General features: G+C 73.2%; 23 protein-coding genes, 1 tRNA gene and 1 riboswitch. Of the genes, 9 read left to right on the top strand and 15 right to left on the bottom strand.

From position 1 onward, the window contains the following. The first annotated feature begins 95 nt into the window (after positions 1-95). A riboswitch (FMN riboswitch) is annotated at positions 96-218 on the top strand. Between the two features lie 59 nt (positions 219-277). After that, positions 278-907, top strand: a complete 630-nt coding sequence (pnuC, locus tag CKY47_RS18140; protein WP_306747030.1) for a nicotinamide riboside transporter PnuC — start codon at positions 278-280, stop codon at positions 905-907. On the opposite strand, the gene CKY47_RS18135 is transcribed toward pnuC, so the two are convergent. The 3 genes from CKY47_RS18135 to aceE all read right to left on the bottom strand — a co-directional run bounded on the left by CKY47_RS18135 (position 904) and on the right by aceE (position 7,087). Then, complete coding sequence (locus CKY47_RS18135) at positions 904-2,124, bottom strand: extracellular solute-binding protein (protein WP_306747029.1); 1,221 nt, start codon at positions 2,122-2,124, stop codon at positions 904-906. The genes pnuC and CKY47_RS18135 overlap by 4 nt on opposite strands. Continuing rightward, positions 2,121-4,127, bottom strand: coding sequence for a nucleotidyl cyclase domain-containing protein (locus CKY47_RS18130; RefSeq protein ID WP_306747028.1), 2,007 nt, complete (start codon positions 4,125-4,127; stop codon positions 2,121-2,123). Before CKY47_RS18130 ends, CKY47_RS18135 begins: the two co-directional genes overlap by 4 nt. Positions 4,128-4,300: 173 nt before the next feature. Then, positions 4,301-7,087 (bottom strand): pyruvate dehydrogenase (acetyl-transferring), homodimeric type, encoded by a 2,787-nt coding sequence (gene aceE, locus CKY47_RS18125; protein WP_306747027.1) that lies wholly within the window; start codon positions 7,085-7,087, stop codon positions 4,301-4,303. A 262-nt stretch (positions 7,088-7,349) separates the two neighbouring features. Between aceE and CKY47_RS18120 the strand changes: the two genes are divergently transcribed. The 6 genes from CKY47_RS18120 (at position 7,350) to CKY47_RS18095 (ending at position 10,805) form a co-directional block, all read left to right on the top strand. Beyond that, positions 7,350-7,781: a DUF3052 domain-containing protein gene (locus tag CKY47_RS18120; RefSeq protein ID WP_306747026.1), complete on the top strand. Its 432-nt coding sequence runs from the start codon at positions 7,350-7,352 to the stop codon at positions 7,779-7,781. 84 nt (positions 7,782-7,865) lie between these two features. Further along, positions 7,866-8,324 carry a peroxiredoxin gene (locus CKY47_RS18115; protein WP_306747025.1) on the top strand — a complete coding sequence of 153 codons (459 nt, stop codon included), beginning with the start codon at positions 7,866-7,868 and terminating at the stop codon, positions 8,322-8,324. A 37-nt stretch (positions 8,325-8,361) separates the two neighbouring features. Then, positions 8,362-8,433 (top strand) — tRNA-Val (locus CKY47_RS18110). A 454-nt stretch (positions 8,434-8,887) separates the two neighbouring features. Beyond that, complete coding sequence (locus CKY47_RS18105; protein WP_306747024.1) at positions 8,888-9,070, top strand: hypothetical protein; 183 nt, start codon at positions 8,888-8,890, stop codon at positions 9,068-9,070. Then, entirely contained in the window at positions 9,067-9,504 is a 438-nt protein-coding gene (locus CKY47_RS18100; RefSeq protein WP_306747023.1) for a hypothetical protein, read from the top strand. Before CKY47_RS18105 ends, CKY47_RS18100 begins: the two co-directional genes overlap by 4 nt. A 266-nt stretch (positions 9,505-9,770) precedes the next feature. After that, on the top strand, positions 9,771-10,805 hold the full coding sequence (locus CKY47_RS18095) for a saccharopine dehydrogenase family protein (RefSeq protein ID WP_306747224.1): 1,035 nt from the start codon (positions 9,771-9,773) through the stop codon (positions 10,803-10,805). On the opposite strand, the gene lipA is transcribed toward CKY47_RS18095, so the two are convergent. The 3 genes from lipA to CKY47_RS18080 are packed head-to-tail and all read right to left on the bottom strand — an operon-like array spanning position 10,777 to position 13,213. Then, a complete protein-coding gene (lipA, locus tag CKY47_RS18090) occupies positions 10,777-11,784 on the bottom strand; it encodes a lipoyl synthase (protein WP_306747022.1) in 1,008 nt (335 codons plus the stop codon). The two genes, CKY47_RS18095 and lipA, sit on opposite strands and share 29 nt — an antisense overlap. A gap of 15 nt (positions 11,785-11,799) precedes the next feature. Continuing rightward, positions 11,800-12,726, bottom strand: coding sequence for an oxidoreductase (locus tag CKY47_RS18085; protein WP_306747021.1), 927 nt, complete (start codon positions 12,724-12,726; stop codon positions 11,800-11,802). Positions 12,727-12,745: 19 nt separating this feature from the next. Continuing rightward, positions 12,746-13,213 (bottom strand): hypothetical protein, encoded by a 468-nt coding sequence (locus CKY47_RS18080; protein WP_306747020.1) that lies wholly within the window; start codon positions 13,211-13,213, stop codon positions 12,746-12,748. A gap of 132 nt (positions 13,214-13,345) precedes the next feature. Here CKY47_RS18080 and CKY47_RS18075 point away from each other — a divergent pair, with 132 nt between their 5' ends. Together CKY47_RS18075 and CKY47_RS18070 are read left to right on the top strand one after the other, a co-directional pair. Further along, positions 13,346-14,011: a TetR/AcrR family transcriptional regulator gene (locus CKY47_RS18075; protein WP_306747223.1), complete on the top strand. Its 666-nt coding sequence runs from the start codon at positions 13,346-13,348 to the stop codon at positions 14,009-14,011. Positions 14,012-14,081: 70 nt separating this feature from the next. Beyond that, a complete protein-coding gene (locus CKY47_RS18070) occupies positions 14,082-15,008 on the top strand; it encodes an LLM class F420-dependent oxidoreductase (protein WP_306747019.1) in 927 nt (308 codons plus the stop codon). A 24-nt stretch (positions 15,009-15,032) separates the two neighbouring features. Here the strand turns inward: CKY47_RS18070 and CKY47_RS18065 are convergent, their stop codons facing one another. The 9 genes from CKY47_RS18065 to sucB all read right to left on the bottom strand — a co-directional run bounded on the left by CKY47_RS18065 (position 15,033) and on the right by sucB (position 22,491). Beyond that, positions 15,033-15,527 carry an ArsR/SmtB family transcription factor gene (locus CKY47_RS18065; protein WP_306747018.1) on the bottom strand — a complete coding sequence of 165 codons (495 nt, stop codon included), beginning with the start codon at positions 15,525-15,527 and terminating at the stop codon, positions 15,033-15,035. Position 15,528: 1 nt separating this feature from the next. Beyond that, a complete protein-coding gene (locus CKY47_RS18060; RefSeq protein ID WP_306747017.1) occupies positions 15,529-16,542 on the bottom strand; it encodes a serine hydrolase in 1,014 nt (337 codons plus the stop codon). 59 nt (positions 16,543-16,601) lie between these two features. Further along, the gene (gene lipB, locus CKY47_RS18055) at positions 16,602-17,345 is read right to left on the bottom strand and encodes a lipoyl(octanoyl) transferase LipB (RefSeq protein WP_306747016.1); all 744 of its coding nucleotides are present in this window, start codon (positions 17,343-17,345) and stop codon (positions 16,602-16,604) included. Continuing rightward, the gene (locus tag CKY47_RS18050) at positions 17,332-17,931 is read right to left on the bottom strand and encodes a phosphatase PAP2 family protein (protein WP_306747015.1); all 600 of its coding nucleotides are present in this window, start codon (positions 17,929-17,931) and stop codon (positions 17,332-17,334) included. Before CKY47_RS18050 ends, lipB begins: the two co-directional genes overlap by 14 nt. Continuing rightward, entirely contained in the window at positions 17,928-18,815 is an 888-nt protein-coding gene (locus tag CKY47_RS18045) for a TIGR01777 family oxidoreductase (RefSeq protein ID WP_306747014.1), read from the bottom strand. The genes CKY47_RS18050 and CKY47_RS18045 overlap by 4 nt, the downstream gene beginning before the upstream one ends. An 87-nt stretch (positions 18,816-18,902) precedes the next feature. Then, complete coding sequence (locus tag CKY47_RS18040; RefSeq protein ID WP_306747013.1) at positions 18,903-19,160, bottom strand: hypothetical protein; 258 nt, start codon at positions 19,158-19,160, stop codon at positions 18,903-18,905. Positions 19,161-19,254: 94 nt separating this feature from the next. Continuing rightward, positions 19,255-19,791: a hypothetical protein gene (locus CKY47_RS18035; RefSeq protein WP_306747012.1), complete on the bottom strand. Its 537-nt coding sequence runs from the start codon at positions 19,789-19,791 to the stop codon at positions 19,255-19,257. Further along, positions 19,788-20,696 (bottom strand): hypothetical protein, encoded by a 909-nt coding sequence (locus CKY47_RS18030; protein WP_306747011.1) that lies wholly within the window; start codon positions 20,694-20,696, stop codon positions 19,788-19,790. Before CKY47_RS18030 ends, CKY47_RS18035 begins: the two co-directional genes overlap by 4 nt. Before the next feature lie 52 nt (positions 20,697-20,748). Then, the gene (gene sucB / locus CKY47_RS18025) at positions 20,749-22,491 is read right to left on the bottom strand and encodes a 2-oxoglutarate dehydrogenase, E2 component, dihydrolipoamide succinyltransferase (RefSeq protein ID WP_306747010.1); all 1,743 of its coding nucleotides are present in this window, start codon (positions 22,489-22,491) and stop codon (positions 20,749-20,751) included. Positions 22,492-22,534: the final 43 nt, after the last annotated feature.

Here is a 22,534-nt window from a genome sequence, read left to right as displayed (position 1 = left end):
ACGGCGGCCGAAGTCCGGGTGACGTCTCCGATCGTGCGGTGCCGCCCGCCGGGGGAACAAGGTGGCGCGCGCCGTTGTTCACGCGGGTGAAGAGACATGCGCTCCGGGGTCGGTGGAAGTCCGAACCGGCGGTGACAGCCCGCGACCCGCCCACCGGGGCGGTTGACCCGGTGGAACTCCGGGGCCGACGGTGAGAGTCCGGATGGGAGGCGCGCGTGCCGTCGGCGTGCCCACGCGCCGTCGCCCCGGAGGAGCCTGTCCGGGGATGGAGGACGCGGTGCACGTCTTGTTGGAGCAGGGCTTCACGCTGTTCGGCCAGAAGGTCTCCTGGGCCGAGTTCGCCGGCCAGGTGTTCGCCCTGGTCGTGGTCTACCTGGCCCAGCGCCGCACCATCTGGACCTGGCCCGTGCAACTGGTCTCGGTCTCCCTGCTGTTCGTGGTCTACCTGTCCGCCCACCTCGGCGGCACGGCCGCGCGGCAGGTCGTCATCGGGCTGATCACCCTCTACGGCTGGTGGGCGTGGAGCCGCCGCCGCGACCCCGTGTTCGGCGTCGTCGTGCACGAGGGCACGACCCGCGAGCGGATCGCCGTGGCCGTCGCGTTCGTCGTCGGCACGACCGCGTTCGCGCTGGTCCTCGACGCCCTGGACGCGAGCTGGGCGCCGTGGCCGGACGCCGCGATCTTCGTCGGCACCGTGCTCGCCTTCAGCCTCCAGGGCCTCGGCCTGGTCGAGTTCTGGCTGGTCTGGCTCGTGGTGGACGCGATCGGCGTGCCGCTCCAGCTCGGCTCGGGCCTGTACTTCAGCGCCTTCGTCTACACGATCTTCGCCGTCCTCGTCGTCCGCGGCTGGCTCGACTGGAAGCGCGCCGCCCAGCGCACCGCGGCCCGTGCCGTGGAGACCGCCTAGCGGCCACCCCCCACCCGGCGGACCTCGTCGGCGAGCCCGTCGAGCAGGCTGTCCACCGCCTTCGGGTTCTGCAGCGCCAACCGGAAGCGCTGGCGCATGACGCTGGTCAGCTCGTCGTAGTGCGCCGAGGTGGGGCGGCTCCTCGCGGCCCGCACCGCCTCGGCGAGCAGGGCCGGGACCTCGTCCCGGTACAGCGCCTCCAGGCTGGGCGCCCACCCGGCGGCGTCGAACAGCGCCCGCTGGGTGTCCGCGCCGGTGAGGAAACGGATGAACGCCCGCGCGGTCTCCTGGTTCGCCGAGCAGCGCGACACCGCCAGGTTCCAGCCGCCGAGCGCACTGGGCCCCGGCAGCCGCGTGACGCCCCACCGGTCGGCCACGTCCGAGTCCGGTCCGGCCAGCCTGGGCTGCACGTAGGGCCAGTTGCGCATGAACAGCGCCCTGCCGGACTGGAACGCGACGCGGCTCTCCTCCTCCCGGAAGTCCAGGGCCTCGCGCGGTATCCACCCCTCCGCGAAGCCGCGCGCCAGGACGTCGACGCCCTGCTTCGCGCCGGGACCGTCCGGCCGCAGCGGATCGCCCCCGTGCGCCCAGACGGCCTCCAGCGCGTTGACCGTCACGCCCTCGTACTCGGCGAACTGGCCCACGTAGCCCGCCAGGCCGTGCGCCGGCCCCAGCTCCGACGCCAGCCGCTCCAGCTCGGCCCACGTGCGCGGCGGCGCCTCGCCCTCCTGCTCCAGCACGTCCTTCCGGTAGTACAGGAGCCCCGCGTCGACCCGCCACGGCACCGCCCACAGCGAGTTCTCGTCGCGCCGGGCGCTCTCCACCGCCTGCGGCAGCATCAGGTCGGCGTCGAACGCGTCGGCCGGCAGCGGTTCGAGGTAGCCGGACCCGGCGAACGCCGCGGTCCACACCGAGTCCAGGTTCATCACGTCGTAGCACTGGCCGTCGTAGCGCGGGTCGTCCGCGCCCGCCAGGTCCTGGGACCGCGCCATGAGCTGGGCCCGGTGCACGTCGGTGGACTGCGCCATCTCCCTGAACGTCACCGGCTCCAGCGGGTGCGCGTCGTTCCACCGCGCCACGAGCCGGGCGACCTGCCCGCCGGCCGAGGTGTCCAGGCCGTCGACGAACGTGATCGCCCCCGTGGTGCCGGGCGGTTCGCCGGAGGCGCCCGTGCAGGCCGTCAGGAGCAGCACCAGGGCCGCGAGCAGGCGGATCACCTCCCCTGCCCCCAGATCCCCCGCGCGACGGTCTCCAGGGCGCCCTGCGGGCCCGACCCGGCGTCCACCTCGGCGCACTCGCCGTCGTGCGCCTTCACGGCCGCGTAGAGGGCCGTGGAGACCGCGCAGGACCCGTCGCCGAAGCCGACGGCGACGACCCGGACCGGCGCGCTGGTCCCCGGCGCCTGCTGCGGCACCGGGGAGGACGCCAGCAGCACCACCGCGTCCGCGTCCCGCCGCACCGCCTCCTCCAGGGAACCCGGTCCGGGCGCGACCGCCACCACCCGGTCCCGGGGGCCGAGCAGGCCCTCCAGCGAGGCGGTGAACGCCACCGCGTCCGGCGAGCCGTCCGAGACCACCGCCACCACCCCCGGCGCCACCGCCGCCTCCCAGGCCCGCCGCAGGGCCTCCCCGTCGTCCACCCCGACCACCTCCGACGGCGGCCCGGTCCGCGGCTCGCCCACCAGCCCCGGCGCGCCGTTCATGTCGCGGAACCCCTCGCGCCGGATCGCGCCCTGCGACCCGCCGTCGCGCAGGTGGGCCTCGAACAGGTCCACCACCCGCCGCCTGCGGGGGTTCTCCGGCAGCGCCGTCCACTCCACCGCGACGAACGGGTGGTCGAGCACCACCAGCCCGCCGGTCGGGTAGAGCAGCCGGCAGCCGCGCGTGGTCGCCACCTCCTGCTCCGGCGCCACCAGGGCCACGTCGCCCGTGCACGGCGGCGCGGTCGTCGTGCCGCGCCGGACCAGGTCGCGCAGCGCCAGCGCCGCACCGGGCGCGACGGGGTGGACGCCGCCGCGCTGCCCGTCCACGAGCGCCGCGACCACCGCCACACCCGCGCCCTCCGACACGTCCGGCGTCGCGAACCGGTCGACGGCCGACCACCGCACGTCCCCGTCGACCTCGCCGATCCGCTCGGCCAGTTCGGGGGAGGCGCCCACCACCACGGGCGAGCGGGCGATCGACGGCCGCGGGTCCAGCCGCACGTGGACGTGCGGGTCGCGGTCCAGGGCGGTCCGCACCCGCTCCACCTCGAACGACGAGTCCGGCAGCCACACGTGGGGCTGCGCGCCCTGCTCGGTGAGGTCCTGCGCGCCCTCCCACCCGCCGCCCAGCGCCGCCGCCGCGCCGTGCGCCGACGAGCCGGTCGTGACCTGCACGCTCGCGCCCTTGCAGCCGCGCTCGGTGAACCCGCGCGACTCCTCCTCGAACTCCACGGCGGTGCGCGTGACCACCGGTTCCTTGTCCCGCGAGGTCAGCACGACCAGCTGCACCGGCGCCGGGCACGGCGGCACGGCGGGCGGGTCCGCGGCGGAGGCGTCCGTGACGGCGATCCCCAGCAGCACCGCGACCAGCCCCAGGGCGGTCGAGCGCGGTCCGGACCGCGTGCGGCGGTGCCGGGAGCGGTGCCGGGGCCCCGGCGCGGCCACCGGACCGGTCGCCCGCAGCCAGGCGTGGTCGCGGACCTCCTTCACGCCGACCTCGACCCGCTGGAACGCGCCCGCCGGCACCGCCGGGTCGTCGCGCACCACGTCCTCGTGGAAGCGGCGCGACACGATCAGGACCAGCACGTCGTCGGTGCGCTCCAGTGCCCGGCGCAGCGGTTGGGAGTCCAGCAGCCGGAACGCGAGGTTCACGTCGTCGCCGACCACGCCGTGCGCGTCGTGCTGCACCTCGCCCGCGGTGATCGCGACGCGCAGCCGGATCGAGGCGCTCTCGTGGTGCGTCGCGTTGTGCCGGCGCAGCTCGCCCGCCAACGCCTCCGGGAGGAGCCGGACCAGCCGGCTCTTGGCCACGTCCGGGGGGATCAGCACCAGCACGCCGTCGCCGCGGTCCTCGTGGTGCGTCGCGGCGAAGTCCAGGCCGCACACGTCGAAGGCGCCGACGAGGGCGGCGTAGAGGCCGCGCCTGGTCTCGCCCTGGCCGTTGACCGCGCGCCGCCCGAAGGAGGACACGTCGACGGCCAGCACCGTGCGGTGCAGGGGGTGCGTCGGCGTCCCCATCAGACCCCTCGTCGGATGCCGGTGGACCGTCCCATCCTATGGGGTGGATCACATCGATCGCGGGAGGTTCGCGGTGTTTCCGCTGGTCGGCCGCATTAGTGCGGACAGTCGGGCGGGAATGCGCCGAGGGGCGGCCCCGGCGAACCGGGACCGCCCCTCGGATGTCCTGCCGATCAGGCCGGGCCGGCGTCCGAGGTGGACGGGCCCGCCGCGCCGACGTCGTCGATGCGGTACTTGCGCGCCGCCTCCACGACCACGTCCCGCTCCACCTCGCCGCGCTTCGCCAACGCGGCCAGGGTGGCCACCACGATCGACTCGGCGTCGACCAGGAAGTGCCGCCGCGCCGCCGGGCGGGTGTCGGAGAAGCCGAACCCGTCGGTGCCCAGCGTCGTCATGTCGGTCGGCACGTACGGCCGGATCAGGTCCGGCACGGCCGTCATCCAGTCCGACACCGCGATCACGGGGCCCTCGACGTCGGACAGCACCTGCGTCACGTACGGCACGCGCGGCTGCCGGTCGGGGTGCAGCAGGTTCTGCCGGTCCGCCTCGACCGCCTCGCGGCGCAGCTCCGAGTACGACGTCGCCGACCACACGTCGGCCCGCACGCCCCACTCCTCGGCGAGCATCCGCTGCGCCCGCACCGCCCACGGCCCGGCCACGCCGGAGGACAGCAGCTGCGCCCGCGGGCCGCCCTCGCCCTCGGCGACCTTGTACCGGTAGAGGCCCCGGAGCAGGCCCTCCACGTCCAGGTCCGCCGGCTCGACCGGCTGCTGGTACGGCTCGTTGTAGACGGTCATGTAGTAGAAGACGTTCTCGGCGTCCTCGCCGTACATCCGCCGCAGGCCGTCCCGGACGATGTGCGCCACCTCGAACGACCACGCCGGGTCGTACGCCACCACGGCCGGGTTGGTGTGCGCGAGCAGCAGCGAGTGGCCGTCCGCGTGCTGGAGGCCCTCGCCGGTCAGCGTCGTGCGGCCCGCCGTGGCGCCCAGCACGAAGCCGCGCGCCATCTGGTCGGCCGCCGCCCACAGGCCGTCACCGGTCCGCTGGAACCCGAACATCGAGTAGAAGATGTAGATCGGGATCATCGGCTCGCCGTGCGTCGCGTACGACGTGCCGGCCGCGGTGAACGACGCGGTCGAACCCGCCTCGTTGATGCCCTCGTGCAGGATCTGGCCCTGCTCCGACTCCTTGTACGCCAGCATCAGCTGGGCGTCCACGGAGGTGTACATCTGCCCGTTCGGGTTGTAGATCTTCTGCGCCGGGAACATCGAGTCCATGCCGAACGTGCGCGCCTCGTCCGGGATGATCGGCACGATCCGGCCGCCGATCTCCGGGTCCTTGGCCAGGTCGCGGACCAGCCGGACGAACGCCATGGTGGTGGCGACCTCCTGCTTGCCCGAACCCCTGCGGATCACGTCGTAGACCTTGTCGCCCGGCAGCACCAGCGCCTTGGACTCGGTGCGCCGCTCCGGTACGAACCCGCCCAGCTGCCTGCGCCGCTCCAGCAGGTACTTGATCTCCGGGGAGTCCTCGCCGGGGTGGTAGTACGGCGGCAGGTACGGGTCGAGGTCCTTGTCCTCGATCGGGATGCGCAGGCTGTCCCGGAAGTTCTTGAGGTCCTCGTGGGTCATCTTCTTCATCTGGTGCGTGGCGTTGCGCGCCGCGAAGTGCGGGCCCAGGCCGTAGCCCTTGATGGTCTTGGCGAGGATGACCGTCGGCTGGCCGTGGTGCTCGACCGCCGCCTTGTAGGCCGCGTAGACCTTGCGGTAGTCGTGGCCGCCGCGCTTGAGGTTCCACACCTCGTCGTCGGACATCGGCGTGACCAGGTCCTTCGTGCGCGGGTCGCGCCCGAAGAAGTGCTCCCGGACGTACGCGCCGTCGTTGGCCTTGTACGTCTGGTAGTCGCCGTCCGGCGTGGTGTTCATCAGGTTGACCAGGGCGCCGTCGCGGTCGGCGTGCAGCAGCGAGTCCCACTCGCGGCCCCAGATCACCTTGATGACGTTCCAGCCCGCGCCGCGGAAGAACGCCTCCAGCTCCTGGATGATCTTGCCGTTGCCCCGGACGGGGCCGTCGAGGCGCTGGAGGTTGCAGTTCACCACGAACGTGAGGTTGTCGAGCTGCTCGTTCGCGGCGACCTGGAGCAGGCCGCGCGACTCCGGCTCGTCCATCTCGCCGTCGCCGAGGAACGCCCAGACGTGCTGGTCGGACGTGTCCTTGATGCCGCGGTCGCGCAGGTAGCGGTTGAACCGGGCCTGGTAGATCGCGTTCATCGGGCCGAGGCCCATGGACACGGTCGGGAACTCCCAGAAGTCCGGCATCAGCCGCGGGTGCGGGTACGACGGGATGCCCCCGCCGGGACCCGCGTGCGAGTACTCCTGGCGGAAGCCGTCCAGCTGGTTCTCGGAGAGCCTCCCCTCCAGGAACGCGCGGGCGTAGACGCCGGGGGAGGCGTGGCCCTGGATGAACACGTGGTCGCCACCGCCCGGGTGGTCCTTGCCCCGGAAGAAGTGGTTGAAACCGACCTCGTAGAGGCTCGCGGACGACGCGTAGGTCGAGATGTGCCCGCCGACGCCCACGCCGGGGCGCTGCGCGCGGTGCACGGTCATGGCGGCGTTCCACCGGATCCACGCGCGGTACCGGCGCTCCACCTCCTCGTCGCCGGGGAACCACGGCTCCCGCTCGGTGGGGATGGTGTTGACGTAGTCCGTGCTGGTCAGCGACGGGACGCCGACGTGGCTCTCCCTGGCCCGTTCGAGCAGGCGCAGCATCAGGTAGCGGGCGCGCTGCTGCCCGCCGCCCTTGAGCGCGGCGTCGAACGACTCCAGCCACTCCGCGGTCTCCTCCGGATCGATGTCCGGGAGGTGCGCGGCCAGGCCGTCACGGATGACGCGTACCCGCTCGGGGGGGTTGTGCGGGGCCAAGGGATCTCCTCGTTCCGGTGTCTTCTCGGCTCCCATCGTCACCCGGTGGACTCGGTCCCGACACCGCTACCGGTGAGTAGTTCTGGATCGTGTCCCTCGCGCGCGCGAATAGGAGGTATGTAGAGCGTGCCTCATGGTGTTGGGGGCCCGCACTCGGGGGTACCCGATGCGGCGTGTCTTCGCCCTTACGGTTGCGCGTGGCAGGGCTGACAGTGTTCGCTGTCCGCGACTGGTAGTGACATCCGCGCGGCAGTCGTACCCCGACTGCCGCTGTTGTGTACTTGGAGGAGTGGAAGCCGTGGTCGCCGCGGAAGACGCCGGCAAGATCGGTGTCGCCGACAGGCTCGGGATCGAACCGGGCACCGTTGTCCAGGAGATCGGCTGGGACGAGGACGTCGACGACGACCTCCGTGCGGCGGTCGAAGAGCGGGTCGGGAGTGATCTGCTCGACGAGGATGCCGACGAGGTCGTGGACGTGGTCCTGCTGTGGTGGCGCGAGGACGACGGCGACCTGGCGGACGCCCTGATCAACGCGACGACGCCGTTGGCGGACGAGGGTCTGATCTGGGTGCTCACGCCCAAGACCGGCAGGTCCGGGCACGTCGAGCCCAGTGACATCGCCGAGGCCGCGTCCACCGCCGGCCTCGCGCAGACCTCCAACATCAACCTCAGCGGGGACTGGTCGGCGACCCGCCTCGTGTCGCCGAAGTCGGTCAAGGCCAAGCGCTGAGCCGGGATGTCCTAGGCTCGTGGACGGGCTCCCGCGCGTTCGGGGGGCCCGTGCTCGGGCTGTGCGCTCGGAGAGGACGCTGACGTGGTGGAAGTGGGGGCCGTCGCGCCCGATTTCACGCTGCACGACCAGAACAGGCAGCGGGTGGCGCTCTCGTCGTTCCGCGGGTCGAAGCACGTCCTGCTGGTCTTCTACCCGTTCGCGTTCAGCGGCATCTGCACCGGCGAGCTGTGCCGGGTGCGGGACGAGCTGGCCGCGTACGAGGCGGGGGACGTCCAGGTGCTGGGTGTGTCGGTGGACACACCGTTCAGCCTGAAGGCGTGGTCGGCGGAGCAGGGCTACGGCTTCCCGCTGCTGTCGGACTTCTGGCCGCACGGGGAGGTCGCCCGGGCGTACGGCGTGTTCGACGAGAAGTCGGGCATGGCGGTGCGCGGCACGTTCCTGGTGGACGTGGCCGGGGTGGTCCGCTACGCCGAGGTCAACGGTCCGGGTGAACCCCGCGACCAGGAGGCGTGGAAGAAGGCCGTGGCGGCCCTGTCCTGAATCTTCACTCCTTCGGGCACCCCAGGGTGCCCGGGAGGGGCGCGTAGCTCAGCGGAAGAGCACTCGGTTTACACCCGAGCGGTCGCAGGTTCGAATCCTGCCGCGCCCACCGCACCGGTGCGGGGACGCCCCCGAGCCCGGGTCGTCGTGTGACACCGCCCCGGGCACCCGCGACAGCGAGCCGTGCGGCAGCGCACGGGCGGAGGTCGAGGGCGCCTTCCTCCCCGACGACCACGTGACCGCGCCGGCGTTCGGCGCGTCGGACGGCAAGGCGTTCTCCAGCAGCCTGACCAGCACGGGCGTCGACGTCTCACTGTTCCGACTGCGCACGCCCCGGTCGTGAGACGACCGGTCCCCGAGTCGACCCGTCCGCCGCGTCGTATCGCCTGTTCGGGTGTCGTGGGTCGGGTCGGCCATCCCCGGTGGCCACGTGCGGGACGTGGTGTCGGCTTCCCCACGTGCCGCGACCGGTGATCGTCCGTGCCCCGGTGGGGATGGCGGGCGCCGATGTCCCACTATCCGGGGCTTACGGGGTCGCGATCACCCCGTGATGCTGTCCGGCCATGTGCTCGTTCGAGATTCGCGCCACGCTGCCCGCCGGGTTCCCCCGCGACGAAGGCGAAGACATCCGGCGTGCCGTCGTCAGCCTCCTGGAGTTGTGGGACGTGGGCAGCCGCGAGGAGGACGCGGGCGGGTCCTGCGTCCTCCTCGTCGAGGTCGGCGCGACCGCAGGGGTGGTCCGGTGAGCGGACGGGTGCTGTTGCCCGTCACCATCCGGCTCGCGGGGGAGGCGGGGGTCGGCGGTGTCGAACTGGCGCTCGTCGACGTGCTCGACGCGTTCGGCCTGGACATCACCGGGGCCGTGCCCACGCCCGCGGGGGCGTTCCGGGTGGCTCGGGCACGCCGGCCCGGGTCGGCGGTCGAGGCCGACGCCGCGGTGGAGCGGATCGGGTGCGCGGTGCGCGGGGTGGTGGCCGGGGCGGCCGGGCTGGGGCGGGTCGGGCGGTTGGTGGGGGAGATGGGGCGGCACGAGAGCGCCTGCGTCCGGGTCGGCGGGTTGTTCGTGCTGAACGCCGGGGGGACGTTCGTCGCGCGCACCCTGCGGTCGTGCGTTTCCGCCCGGCGCGATCGGGACGACCGATCGGCGCACCAGGGGGCGTTCACCGTTCCCCGCATGTGACATCCCCCTGTTCCGGGGTGTCGCCGGCCCGCAACGTGACGCCATGTCGCCCGGGGTGGTCGTCGCGGTGGTCGGTGTCGCGTTCCTCCCGGCCGGGCTGCTGATCGTGCTGCTGCCCCTCCGCACCAGCGGTCCGTCCGGGATTCCGTCTCCTGCCGTGGGCCGCACCCGTCACGGCGGTGGGCGTGCTGCTCCTCGCGGGCGCGGCCGTGGCGCGTCGGCGGCGAACCTGGCTACCCGTTGGTAGGGTCCGCCCTGTGACGTGGATGGTGTACGGGGTCAGCGGCTTCACCGGGGCGTTGGTGGCGGAACTCGCGGTGGCGCGCGGTGAACGGCCGGTGCTCGCCGGGCGGTCCGCGGAGAAGGTCCGGCCCGTCGCCGAGCGACTCGGGCTCGACCACCGGGTCTTCCCCCTCGGCAGGGCCGCGGAAGGACTGGAGGGCATCGACGTCGTCGCGCACTGCGCCGGGCCGTTCTCGGCCACGTCCGGGCCGATGGTCGACGCGTGCCTGGCGACCGGCACCCACTACCTCGACATCACCGGTGAGATCGACGTCTTCGAGGCCGTCGCCCGGAGGCACGACGACGCCGTGGCAGCCGGGGTGGTGCTGCTGCCCGGCGTCGGTTTCGACGTCGTGCCGACCGACTGCGCCGCGGCGATGCTCAAGCGGGCCCTGCCGTCCGCCACGCACCTCGACCTCGCGTTCGTCGTCCAGGGCGGGGCCAGCTCGGGCACGGCGCTGACCGCCGTCGAGGGCTCGGGGGTCGGCGGTCGGGCGCGGGTGGGCGGGGTGATCCGGGGAGTGCCGCTCGGCCACCGCCGGCGCACGGCCCACTTCCGGGACCGGGACCGGGAGGTCGGCGCCATCCCGTGGGGCGACGTGAGCACCGCCTACCGCTCGACGGGCATCCCGAACGTCACCACGTTCACGACGGTGCCCAGCCTGCTCGGCAAGCTCCAGCCGCTCACCGCGCCGCTGCTGCGGACGAGCGCGGCGCGGAAGCTCGGGACGGCGCTCGCGAAGCGCGTCGGCGGACCGGACGCGGCGAAGCGGGCGCGCACGCGCAGCGAGGTGTTCGGCGAGGCCTGGGACGACGACGGCAACCGGGTCCGCGTGGCGCTCACCGGCCCCAACGCCTACGACCTCACCGCCGACTCGGTCGTCGAGGCCGCCCGGCGCGTCTCCGACGTGACCCCGGGCGCGCACACGCCGTCCAGCGCGTTCGGGGCGGAGTACGTCCGGGCGCTGGACGGCGTGGTGGTCGACGGCCCTACGGGCGGGACGACAGCAGCGAGGTGATCTCCTGCGCCGCGCCGCCGGCGTCGAGCAGGTGGCGCAGGTTGTCCGGCAGCACGTCGCCGCGCTTCTGCACGGCCTGCGCGTACAGCCGGCCCGCGCGGTAGGACGAGCGGACCAGCGGACCGGCCATGACGCCGGAGAAGCCGATCGACTCGGCGGTCTCCTTGTGCACGACGAACTCCTCCGGCTTCACCCACCGCTCCACCGGGTGGTGGCGCGGCGAGGGCCGCAGGTACTGCGTGATCGTGATGATCTCGCAGCCCGCGTCGTGCAGGTCGGACAGCGCCTCGGTGACCTCGTCGGGCGTCTCGCCCATGCCCAGGATCAGGTTGGACTTGGTGACCAGGCCCGCCTCGCGGGCGGCCGTGATGACCTCCAGCGACCGCTCGTAGCGGAACGCCGGCCGGATGCGCTTGAAGATCCGGGGCACGGTCTCCAGGTTGTGCGCGAGCACCTCGGGCCGCGAGGAGAAGACCTCCGCCAACTGCTCCGGCACCGCGTTGAAGTCCGGGATCAGCAGCTCGACGCCCGTGCCCGGGTTCAGCGCGTGGATCTGCCGCACGGTCTCCGCGTACAGCCACGCGCCGCCGTCCGCCAGGTCGTCACGGGCCACACCGGTCACGGTCGAGTAGCGCAGCCCCATGGCCTGCACGGACTCGGCCACGCGCCGGGGCTCGTCGCGGTCCAGGTCGGCGGGCTTGCCCGTGTCGATCTGGCAGAAGTCGCAGCGTCGGGTGCACTGCTCGCCACCGATCAGGAAGGTGGCTTCACGGTCTTCCCAGCACTCGTAGATGTTGGGACAACCGGCTTCCTCGCACACCGTGTGCAGGCCCTCGCGTTTGACCAGGCCCTTGAGCTCCCGGTACTCGGGGCCCATCTTCGCCTTGGTCTTGATCCACGAGGGCTTCTTCTCGATGGGCGTTTGGCTGTTGCGGACTTCGAGCCGCAGCAGCTTCCGACCTTCAGGTACGACGGTCACGTCACCGACTTTACGTCACGAGGGGTCGGGCGCGACGCCCGTGAGCTCGGCCGTCAGGGCCCACAGCCGGCCGGCCGCGAGGTCGTCGCGGGCCGCCGCGGTGGACCCGACGCGGGTGGGGTGGCCGCGCATGCCGCGGAACCCGTCCGGACCGTAGTAGCCGCCCCGCTCGACGTCCGGCGACGTGGCCGCGTAGAGCTGCGGCAACGCCCCCTTCGCGACCGGCTGGGCGAAGAAGTCGCTGATCTTGGCACCGACGTCGACGAACCGGTTGCGCTGCGCGCGGGCCATGTTGGCGCTCAGCTCGGTGGCGGTGATGCCGGGGTGCGCGGCGACGGACGTCACGTCCACGCCGGCGGTGCGGGTGCGCCGGTCGAGTTCCCGGGCGAACAGCAGGTTCGCCAGCTTGGACTGCCCGTAGGCGCCCCACGCGGTGTACGGGCGGACCTCGTAGTCCGGGTCCGCCAGGTCGACGGTCCCCATGGCGTGCGCCAGGCTCGACACGGTGACGACCCGCGCGCCCGGCCGGGTGCGCAGGGCGGGCATCAGCAGCCACGTCAGCGCGGCGTGACCGAGGTGGTTGGTGCCGAACTGGCGCTCGAAGCCGTCGGCGGTGCGGCCCAGCGGCACGGCCATCACGCCGGCGTTGTTGACCAGCACGTCCAGTGCGTCACCGGTGCGCTCGCGGACCAGCGCGGCGGCGGCGCGGACCGAGGCCAGGTCGGCCAGGTCCAGCGGGACCAGTTCGGCCTCGGCGCCGGACGCGAGCACGCGTTCCAGCGCGCGTCGCCCGCGTTCGGGCGAGCGGCAGGCGAGCAGCACGCGGGCGCCCTTCGCGCCCAGCACCTCGGCGGTGCGCAGGCCGAGGCCCGAGTTCGCCCCGGTGACCAGCACGGTGCGCCCGTGCTGGTCGGGGATGTCGGCTTCCGTCCACTTCGCCATGCGCATTTCCTACCGGTGTTCAGGCGCTCTTGGCGAGCCGGCGGTGCCGACCGGGCACGAACGCGCCCGTCGGGGCGCCGCGGACCAGCCGGGTGAACGCCCGGCCGACGCGCGTGATCTCCTCGGCGGGCTCGGACAGGTCGGCGAGCCCGGCGGTCAGGGCCAGCATCCGCTGCTCCCGCTCCACGGCCTCGGCGGGGGTGGGGCGCTCGTCGAGCACGGCGCGCAGCACCGGCTGCTCGGCGGCCAGCGCGCGCCACGTCCGGGTGACGATCTCCACGCGGTCGTCGTCGTCGTCGGAACCCAGGGCCACGCCCAGGCGGCCGGTGAGCTGCTGCATCCAGCGGTAGTGCAGGGCCAGGAGCAGTTCGTCCTCGGTGGCGAACACGTCCCGGTCGAAGGTCGGCGGTGCCGCGGGATCGGCCGCCGCGGTGGCGAGCACGGCGTCCAGGGCGTCACGCCGTCGGTAGAAGTCGGTCCAACTCATGATCACGCCTCCCTCGTCGTGGTGACCGGCGTCATACCCCTGGTCTCCCACATACCGGCGGTATGGCCGATGAGGCGAACATACCACGGGTACGTACCGTCGGTATGTCGTACGGTTGTGAACGTGGTGACAGTGCGGTCGAGGCGGTTGGAGTACTCCGAGTCCACGAGGCAGGCCCTCGTCGACAGCGCGGTGGAGCTGTTCACCAAACGGGGGTACGCGGGCACCTCGCTCGACGAGGTCGCCAAGCGGGCGCGGCTCACCAAAGGCGCGCTGTACCACCACTTCAGCGGCAAGCAGGCGTTGTTCGAGGCCGCGTTCGACTCGGTCGAGAACGCGTTCATGCGCACGCTCACCGAGATCGTCAGCGCCCCCGGCGACCCGTGGGACACCGCCATCGCCGGCCTGCGCGCCTACGTCCGGGTGTGCCTGGAGGCGCCCTACCAGCGCATCGTCATCCACGAGGCGCCGGTCGTGATGGGCTGGGAGCGCTGGCGGGAGGCCGAGGAGCACTTCAGCTACGGGCTGCTGCGCTCCACGATCGAGGTGCTGGTCGAGTCCGGCGAGCTGGCGCAGCTGCCGGTCGAGACGATGTCGCGGCTGCTGTTCGGCGCGCTGTCGGCGGGCGCCAGCACGATCGCCGGCTCGTCCGACCCGCGCAAGGCCGGCGCCGAGGTCGAGCGGACCATCGTGCGCGTGGTCGAGGGGCTGCGGGTGCGCCCGGACGAGGGGGCGCGGGCGCCCGCGGAGCCGCCGGCGCGCGAGGACCGCCGGTCGTCCCGGTCGCGCCGCCGCTGAGGCCGGTCGCCGGGCCCGCGCGCCGGCGCTCGGATCGCGGCCGGACCGGAGCGGGGATTAGCGTGGTGACGTGGAACTCCGCATCTTCACCGAGCCCCAGCAGGGGGCTTCCTACGACGACCTGCTGGCCGTGGCGCGAACCGCCGAGGCCGCGGGCTACGGCGCCTTCTTCCGGTCCGACCACTACCTGGCGATGAGCGGTGACGGGCTGCCCGGCCCCACCGACGCCTGGATCACCCTCGCGGGCCTGGCCCGCGACACCGAGCGCATCCGCCTGGGCACGCTGATGACAGCCGCGACGTTCCGGCACCCCGGTCCGCTGGCGATCAGCGTCGCGCAGGTCGACGCGATGTCCGGCGGGCGGGTCGAGTTCGGCCTGGGCGCGGGCTGGTTCGAGGCCGAGCACACCGCCTACGGCCTGCCGTTCCCGTCCACCAAGGAGCGCTTCGAGCGGTACGCGGAGCAGCTGGAGGTCGTCACCGGCCTGTGGGGCACGCCGGACGGCGGGACGTTCTCGTTCGAGGGGGCGCACTACCGCCTCGTCGACTCGCCCGCGCTGCCCAAGCCCGCCCAGGCGAAGATCCCGGTGCTCGTCGGCGGCCTCGGCCCCAGGCGCACGCCCGCGCTGGCCGCGAAGTTCGCCGACGAGTTCAACCTGCCGTTCGCGGGCGTGGACGCCGCCGTCGAGCAGTTCGCCCGCGTCGACGCGGCGTGCGAGGCCGCCGGGCGCGACCCGGGGGAGATCACCCGGTCCGTCGCGCTCGTGGTGTGCGTCGGCCGCGACGGCGCCGAGGTCGCCCGGCGCGCGGGGCGCATCGGCCGCGAGGAGGCCGAGCTGCGGGAGAACGGGCTGACCGGCACGCCCGCCGAGGTGGTCGACAAGCTCGGCACGTGGCGCGAGCGGACCGGCGTCGACCGCGTCTACCTCCAGGTGCTCGACCTGGCCGACCTCGACCACGTGGAACTGGTCGCCGCCGAGGTCGCGCCGCAGCTCTGACCGCGTCCAGATCCCGGTCGGGGGTCAGGCCCGCAGCTGACCCGCCACGTCCGACGCGGCGGTGAGCAGGACGAGCACGGGGACGACGGCCTCGCTCCGCAGCCGGTAGCTCCCGCGCTTGTCCTGCTCCACCACGCCGGACGCGGTCAACGCCTTCAGGTGGTGGTACAGCTGACCCGTCGAGCCGAGCCGGGCGGCCTCCTGGAGCGCCGCCGAGGGTTGCGCGCCCTGCCCGAGCAGGGTCCGCACGATCTCCACCCGCACCGGGTGCGCCAACGCGGCCAGCACCTCGATCCGCGGCCGGTCGGCCAGTGCCAGCGCGTGCTCCGGCGTCACGTCGATCCGCCACGTCACGCGCCCGTCGCCCACGGCCACCCGACCCCCGTAGCCGACCTCGCCGCAGTCGCCCCCGCCGTCACCGGCCTCGGGCGGCGCGGTGGTCGCCCGCGCGTCGCCCTCCAGCGCGGCCACGCGCTGCTCCAGCTCGGCAAGTCGCTGCACCAGGTCCACCGCTGCCATCCTAGGAGAGGCTGACCTGGAATCGGCGCAGCGCAGCGGGGTCGAGCAGGGTCTGTCGCACCAGCGAGACCAGCTCGCCCGAGGTCGCGAACCGCTGCTCGTCGACCTCCCGCACGAGCACCGCGGCCGACCCGACCCGGCCGTCCGCCCAGCGGACCGTCGTGCCGACGGTGAGGATTCCCGCCAGCGACCCGCCCTTGAACCCGACGCCCACCACGCCGGGCGGCGTCGGGCGACCGCGTTCGAGGTGGGTGCGGGCGACCTCGTCGGAGGTCAGCGAGCGGTGCGCGCGGTTCAGGCCCGCGGCGGTGCCGGCCCACGTCGTGCGCGCCCAAGGCCGCTGGCCGTCGTAGGTGGCGGGCAGGTCGGGGAACTTCCCGACCACCTCCAGCTGGAGCCGCGGGTCCTCCAGGTAGCGCCGGACGTCGACCCGCCGGCCCAGGATGAACGCCAGGACCTCGCCGAGGATTTCCGGCACGGGCGCGGTGGGCCAGCCGTGGCGGGCGGCGGCGGCGCGCAGCAGGCCCTCGCCGAGCCGGTACCGCAGGAAGTCGGTGGCCGCGTTGTCGCTGAACCGGATCATCGACGCGACCAGGTCGTCGAGCGTGACGAGGTGGTCGGGGTCGTCGGCGGTGACGCCGTTGGTCGAGCGGATGCCCAGGGCGCGCAGGGACGCGGGGTGCGCGCCGCCGTCGAGGCCCAGGTAGTACTGCTCCCAGTCGCCGACGCGGACCGGCTCGTCCGCGCGGACCAGGCCGGCGCGCAGGGCCGCCGAGTACCCGGCCAGGTGCACGACCTTGACGGCCGAGGCCAGGGGCTGCGGCTCGTGCGGGCGGTGCGCGACCCGCCCGCCGCGGCCGTCGTCCACGACCGCGGCGACGTGCCGCCGGTTCGCGCGGAACCAGGCGAGCCAGTCGTCCGGCCCGGTTCGGGCCTGTGCGGTCGTGGCGGGCAGCAGGGTGGCCGCGCCCGCGGCGCCCCAGGCGCAGAGCAGGTGCCGTCGAGTCAGGAGCACGACGAATCTCCCTCCGGTAGTCCGTAATTCCGGAATACTAGAGGGGAGGGGTGTCCTTGTCAGCCGGTCCGCACCGCGAACGTCACGCCCGCCGCCACGGGGTCCCGACGCGCCAACGTGCGGTCGGTCAAGGGCAGGTCGCCGTTCAGCGCGTCGATGACGGCCGCCCGCGCCAGCGGCCGCACCTCGTCCACGGTCACGTCCCGGCCCAGCTCGTGCGACAGCGACGCGACGCCCGCGTCCCGGATGCCGCACGGGATGATGGCGCCGAACGCGTCCAGGTCCGCGTTGCAGTTGATCTCGAAGCCGTGCATGGTCACGCCGCGCTGCACCCGGATGCCGATGGCGGCCACCTTGCGCTCGCCGCCCTTGTCGTCGGCCGCGATCCACACGCCGCTGCGACCCTCGACACGGCCCGTGGGCACGCCGAGCTGGTCGCACACGTGGATCAGCGCCTGCTCCAGGCGGCGCACGTACCGCACGACGTCCAGCGGCTCGGTGAGGGCCACGATCGGGTAACCCACCAGCTGGCCGGGGCCGTGCCAGGTGATCTTGCCACCCCGGTCGACGTCGACGACCGGGATGTCGCCGCCCGTCGGGCGCTCCTCGGGTTCGGTGCGCCGGCCGCAGGTGTAGACCGAGGGGTGCTCCAGCAGGAGCATCGTGTCGCCGATGGCGCCCTCGGCGCGCCGCTCGGCCAGCTCGCGTTGCAGGTCCCAGGCGGCCAGGTAGTCGATGGTGCCCAGTTCGCGCACGTCGATCGGGTCGGTCGAGGCGCGGCAGGAGAGGTCAGGACTGCTCACGTCTCGACCCTACGCCCAGCGGCAGCAGCCGCAGGGCGTGGGCGACGAGCAGTCCGACGCCGGTCACGGCGAGGACCGCGCCCGCGGTGTCGGTGAACCAGTGCATCTCCAGCACGACGCGGCTCGCGGCCGTGGCGCCGACGGCCGCGACGGCCAGCGCGACGGCCGCGCGCAGGTGCCTGCGGGCCAGGTGGGCGGTCAGCACGACGGCGGTGAACGCGACCGCCGCGACCGCGGTGACGTGCCCGCTCGGGTAGCTCCACTTCGGGAAGTCGATCGGCCGGACCCGCTGGTAGATGTGACGCGCGAAGACCGTCGACCAGCACGCGCCGAGCAGCGCGGCCGCCCTGAGGACGAGCGGGTCCCGCGCGAGCGCGGCCCGTGCGACCAGGGACAGCAGGGCGATCGTGGCCAGGCCGGGGCTCAGCACGAAGCTGACGACCGTCGCCGAGTGGGTGAACCCCGGCTCCAGGTCCGCCGCGGCCAGGTGCAGGCCGCGGTCCACCGCCGGCACGTCCTGGCGCACCGAGAAGCCCAGCACCAGCGAGGCCAGCGCGAGGAGCGCGCCGACCGGGAGCAGGATCATCGTCCCGCGGCCGCCGCCACGGCCGCCCCGAGCGCGGGATGCAGGAACGTGAAGCCGTTCCGGTCGAGCACGCGGGGGACGGCCCGCTGACCGGCCAGGACGCCCTCCTCCGCGAGTTGGCCGAGGACGGCCCTGAGGACGAAGCCGGGCACCACCCACGGCGTCGGGCGGTGCAGCGCGTGCCCGACGGTGCGGGTGAACTCGGCGTTCGTGACCGGGCTGGGCGCCGTCAGGTTCACCGGCCCGCGCACGTCGTCGTGCTCCAGGACGAACCGGATGGCCGACACGGCGTCGTCGAGGGAGATCCACGGCATGTACTGGCGGCCGTCGCCGAGGCGGCCGCCGAGGAAGAACGTGAACAGCGGCCTGATCGCGCCGAACAGCCCCCCGGACGGGCTGATCACCAGCCCGGTGCGCAACTTCACCACCCGCGCGGCCGCCTCGGCGGGCGCGGTCGCGGCCTCCCACTGGCGGCACAGGTCGGCCAGGAAGCCGGTGCCCGAGGAGGTGTCCTCGGTGACGAGCTCGTCACCGGTGTCGCCGTAGTAGCCGATGGCGCTCGCGTTCACCAGGACCGGCACGCCGTGCTCCACGACCGCGGCGGCGAGCACCTCGGTCGGCACCGTGCGGCTGTCCAGCAGCACCTGCTTGCGCGCGTCCGTCCACCGCTTGTCGGCCACCCCGGCGCCGCACAGGTTGACCACCGCGTCCGCGCCGTCGAGGCAGCCCGCGTCGATCCGCGCGGCGGGCGGGTCCCAGCCGCGTTCGTCGGGGGCCGCCGGGCGGCGGCGGACCAACCGCACGACCTCGTGCCCGGCGCCGCGCAACGCGGCCACCAGACTCGTGCCGATCAGACCCGACGAACCCGCCACGACCACCCGCATGCCTTGATCGTCCCGCAGGGGGCGTCGGGTTGCACAGCGGCCGGCGAGTCGTCCACATCACCCGAAGCGGTCGTCCTGCGCCGTCCGTCAGTCCTCGTCGTCCTCGTCCGGCAGCTCGAACCGGAAGAAGAGGGACAGGGTGAAGGGTTCGGGCTCGTCGAACGCGCGGTCCCAGTCGAGGCCCATGATGAACACGTCGTGCGCACCGACCCACTCCATCGCCTTGCGGAAGGCGTCGGCGTTGGTGGCGCCGCTGAACAGCCGGCGGGCGACCGGGTGGACCTGCCCGTCGTCGTCGGAGTCGTCGAAGCCCGGCGGGACTTCCAGGCGCATGTCCGGGTCCATGCCGCACATCCTGCCGGCGGACACCGGCGGAACGGCGAGGGCCGCCCCCCCACACGGCGCGGGAGCTGCCCTCGGGAGAACCGCCTGTCGTCGCTCAGCAGGCCGTCGACGACAGGTAACGCGTGATGCTGAACTCGCTGAGCCCGCCAGGTCGGTCGTGTGTGCCCCGGGCGAAAGCCACGATCGCGCCACTGGGCTGGCAGAACACCACCCCGCCCTGATCGGACCGGGGCAAGGTCTCCAACGTGGCGGCCAGCACCGCCAGGTCGGTGCCGTCGGGGTACGCCTCGCGCCATGCCGCGACGACCTCCGCCGGGCTCCTGCCCGCAGCGTCGAAGGGATCGGTCATGAACGGGACAAGCCCGTCGTGGTCTCGGCGGCAGGCGGCGTCGTGGACCGCGCGGATCATGTCCGCGTACCCGGCGGGCAGCGTTGCACCGCCTCCCGGCTCGCCGCACGGCACCGAGTCGGTCGTCGTCGATGAGGAGGCGGTGGGCGCCGCGTGGCTTGGTGGTGGCGCTGCTCGTTCGCCGTCGTCCGGTGCGATTGTGAGCAGCACCGCGCACAGGGCGGTGACACCCGCCAAACCCCGGATGACAGCGAGATCCCTCTTCCCGATCACGGGGCTCACGGGCACGTCACCCGCTCACTGAGCACTGAGCACCGCACCGCTCGTGAACTCGCGCTCGTGCGGAACATCTTGTCGACGACGAACTGACCGGTCTCGCCGCCCGCCGCCCAGTCGAACTCGACCACCCACGAGCAGTCGCACGCCGAAGTGGAAGCAGAGATGAAGAACGTCTCGCTGTCCTGAGCGGTGATCTCGTAGGGGAACGTCACGGGGTCGACCCGCCACCCATTGGTCTCGGCCTCGGCGAGCGCCCTCGCGTCCAGCGGCCTGCCGCGAACTTCCGGCTGCTCCTCGTCCAGGTCGACATCGACCCATCGAAATGTCTCCGGGCCCCCGCACCGCCCGTCCAAGGACGTTCCCGCCATCGGCTGCCGCCGATCAGTGACCCTGATGCGCATTCCGGTGAGCACCACGCTCGCGGTGCCCTTGGGCTGGACGGTGAGCTGCACCTGTCCCCGGTCGGCTGCCACGCCGTCGGCCAGTGCCGGCCAGTCGTTCCAGCGCAGTACCAGATCCTCCGACCTGGTCAGGTCGACCTGGTCGGGAGCCCGCGGCACCAGCCAGTCGATCGAGCACTTCCAGTTCATGGACTGCGCGGCGACGACCAACGGTGCCGAGGCGGCCTCGGCGGTGGAGGACGACGTGCCCCCGGGTGGGGAGGAAGTCGGTGCTGCGACTGGTGGGCGGGGCCACCACACCCAGACCGTGATGGACACCGCCGCGAGGGCGATCACGCTCAGCACGGCGACGATGACCCGGACGACCCTCGACGACAGCTGGCTGACCATGATCGATCCCGCTTGCAGCACGGTCCCCGCGTCGCCTGCCATGTGGTTGTGCACGCGATCGACATCGGGCGGTGGTAAGTCCTCATCCACGCACGCAGGGTAGCGATGTCCCGACAACGGCGAGGGCCGCCCCCGCCGACAGCGGGAGCGGCCCTCGGAAGAGCTGCCGTCAGAGGCCGAGGTCGGCTTCGAAAGAGCCCTCTTCCAGGCGGTTCTTCACGGTGGTGAGGAAGCGGCCCGCGTCGGCGCCGTCCACCAGCCGGTGGTCGTAGGTCAGGGCCAGGTAGGCCATCGAACGGATGGCGATGGTGTCGTCGCCGCTCTCGTCCGTGATCACGACCGGGCGCTTCTTGACCACGCCGACGCCCAGGATGCCGACCTGCGGCTGCTGGATGATCGGGGTGTCGAACAGCGCGCCGTTGCTGCCCAGGTTGGTCAGCGAGAACGTGCCGCCGGTCAGCTCGTCCGGCGTCAACTTGTTCGCCCGCGCCCGCGAGGCCAGGTCGCCGATCTTGTGCGACAGGCCCGCCAGGTTCAGGTCGCCCGCGTTCGCGATCACCGCGTTGAGCAGGCCGCGCTCGGTGTCGATCGCGATGCCCAGGTGCTCGGCGCCGTGGTAGACGATCTCCTTCTTCTCCTCGTCGATGGAGGCGTTCAGCACCGGGTGCTGCTTCAGCGCCTCCACGGCGGCCTTGGCGAAGAACGGCAGGAACGTCAGCTTCGTGCCCTCGCGCTGCTCGAACGCGACCTTGGCGCGGTTGCGCAACCGGGCGATCTTGGTGACGTCCACCTCGAACACCTGGGTGAGCTGCGCCGAGACCTGGAGGGACTCGCGGGTCCGCTGGGCCACGATCTGGCGCAGCCGGGGCAGCTTCTGCACGGTGCCGCGCTTGCCGCTGGTGTCGGCGGCCGGGGTGGCGGTGCGCTGCGCCGGGGCGGACGCGGCCGGGGCGGCGGGAGCGGCCGGCGCGGGGGCCGGGGCCTTCTTCGCCTCGACGGCGGCCAGCACGTCCTGCTTGCGGATGCGACCGCCGACGCCGGTGCCCTTGAGGGCGTTCAGGTCGATGCCGTTCTCCGACGCCAGCTTGCGCACCAGCGGCGTGACATAAGGCGCGCCGTTCGACGACTCGTCACCGGACGGGGCGGCCTCGGCCTGCGCGGGGGCCTCGGCGGGAGCGGGCTGCGCGGCCTCCTGCTTCGGCTCCGCCTTGAGCTCGGCCTTCGGCTCTTCGGCCTTCGGCTGCTCGGCCTCGGGGGCCGGCGAACCGGAGCCGACCACGGCCAGCTGACCGCCGACCTCGACGGTCTCGTCCTCGCCCGCGGTGATCTCCAGCAGGGTGCCGGCGACCGGGGAAGGGATCTCGGTGTCGACCTTGTCGGTCGAGACCTCCAGCAGCGGCTCGTCGACCTCGACCGAGTCGCCGACGGCCTTCAGCCACCGGGTCACGGTGCCCTCGGTGACGCTCTCGCCCAGGGCGGGCATGGTCACCGGGGTGCCCTCGGCCGGGCCGGAACCCGAACCGGAGCCGGACGAACCGGAGCCGGACGAACCCGAACCGGAGTCGGTCCGCGCCGGCTCGGGCTCGGGCTCGGACTGCGGCTCGGGCTGCGCCTCCTCGGCGGGCGCGGTGCCGCCGCCGGAGGTCGAGTCGGAGGAACCGGAGTCGGAACCGGAACCGTCGCCGATCACGGCCAGCTCGGCGCCGACCTCGACGGTCTCGTCCTCCTGGGCGACGATCTTCTGGAGCACGCCGGCGGCGGGCGAGGGGATCTCGGTGTCGACCTTGTCGGTCGAGACCTCCAGCAACGGCTCGTCGACCTCGACGCGGTCACCCTCCTGCTTCAACCAGCGGGTGACCGTGCCCTCGGTGACGCTTTCGCCGAGTGCGGGCATTTGGACGGAGAAGGCCATCTTTTCGCTGACTCCTCGTGCGTGGGTCGAAGTTCGGCTGACT

It is taken from the genome of Saccharothrix longispora (assembly GCF_030852425.1).
GTDB lineage: Bacteria > Actinomycetota > Actinomycetes > Mycobacteriales > Pseudonocardiaceae > Actinosynnema > Actinosynnema longispora.
Note: the sequence above shows the minus strand (reverse complement) of the source record. Positions and strands in the feature narration are given on the sequence as shown.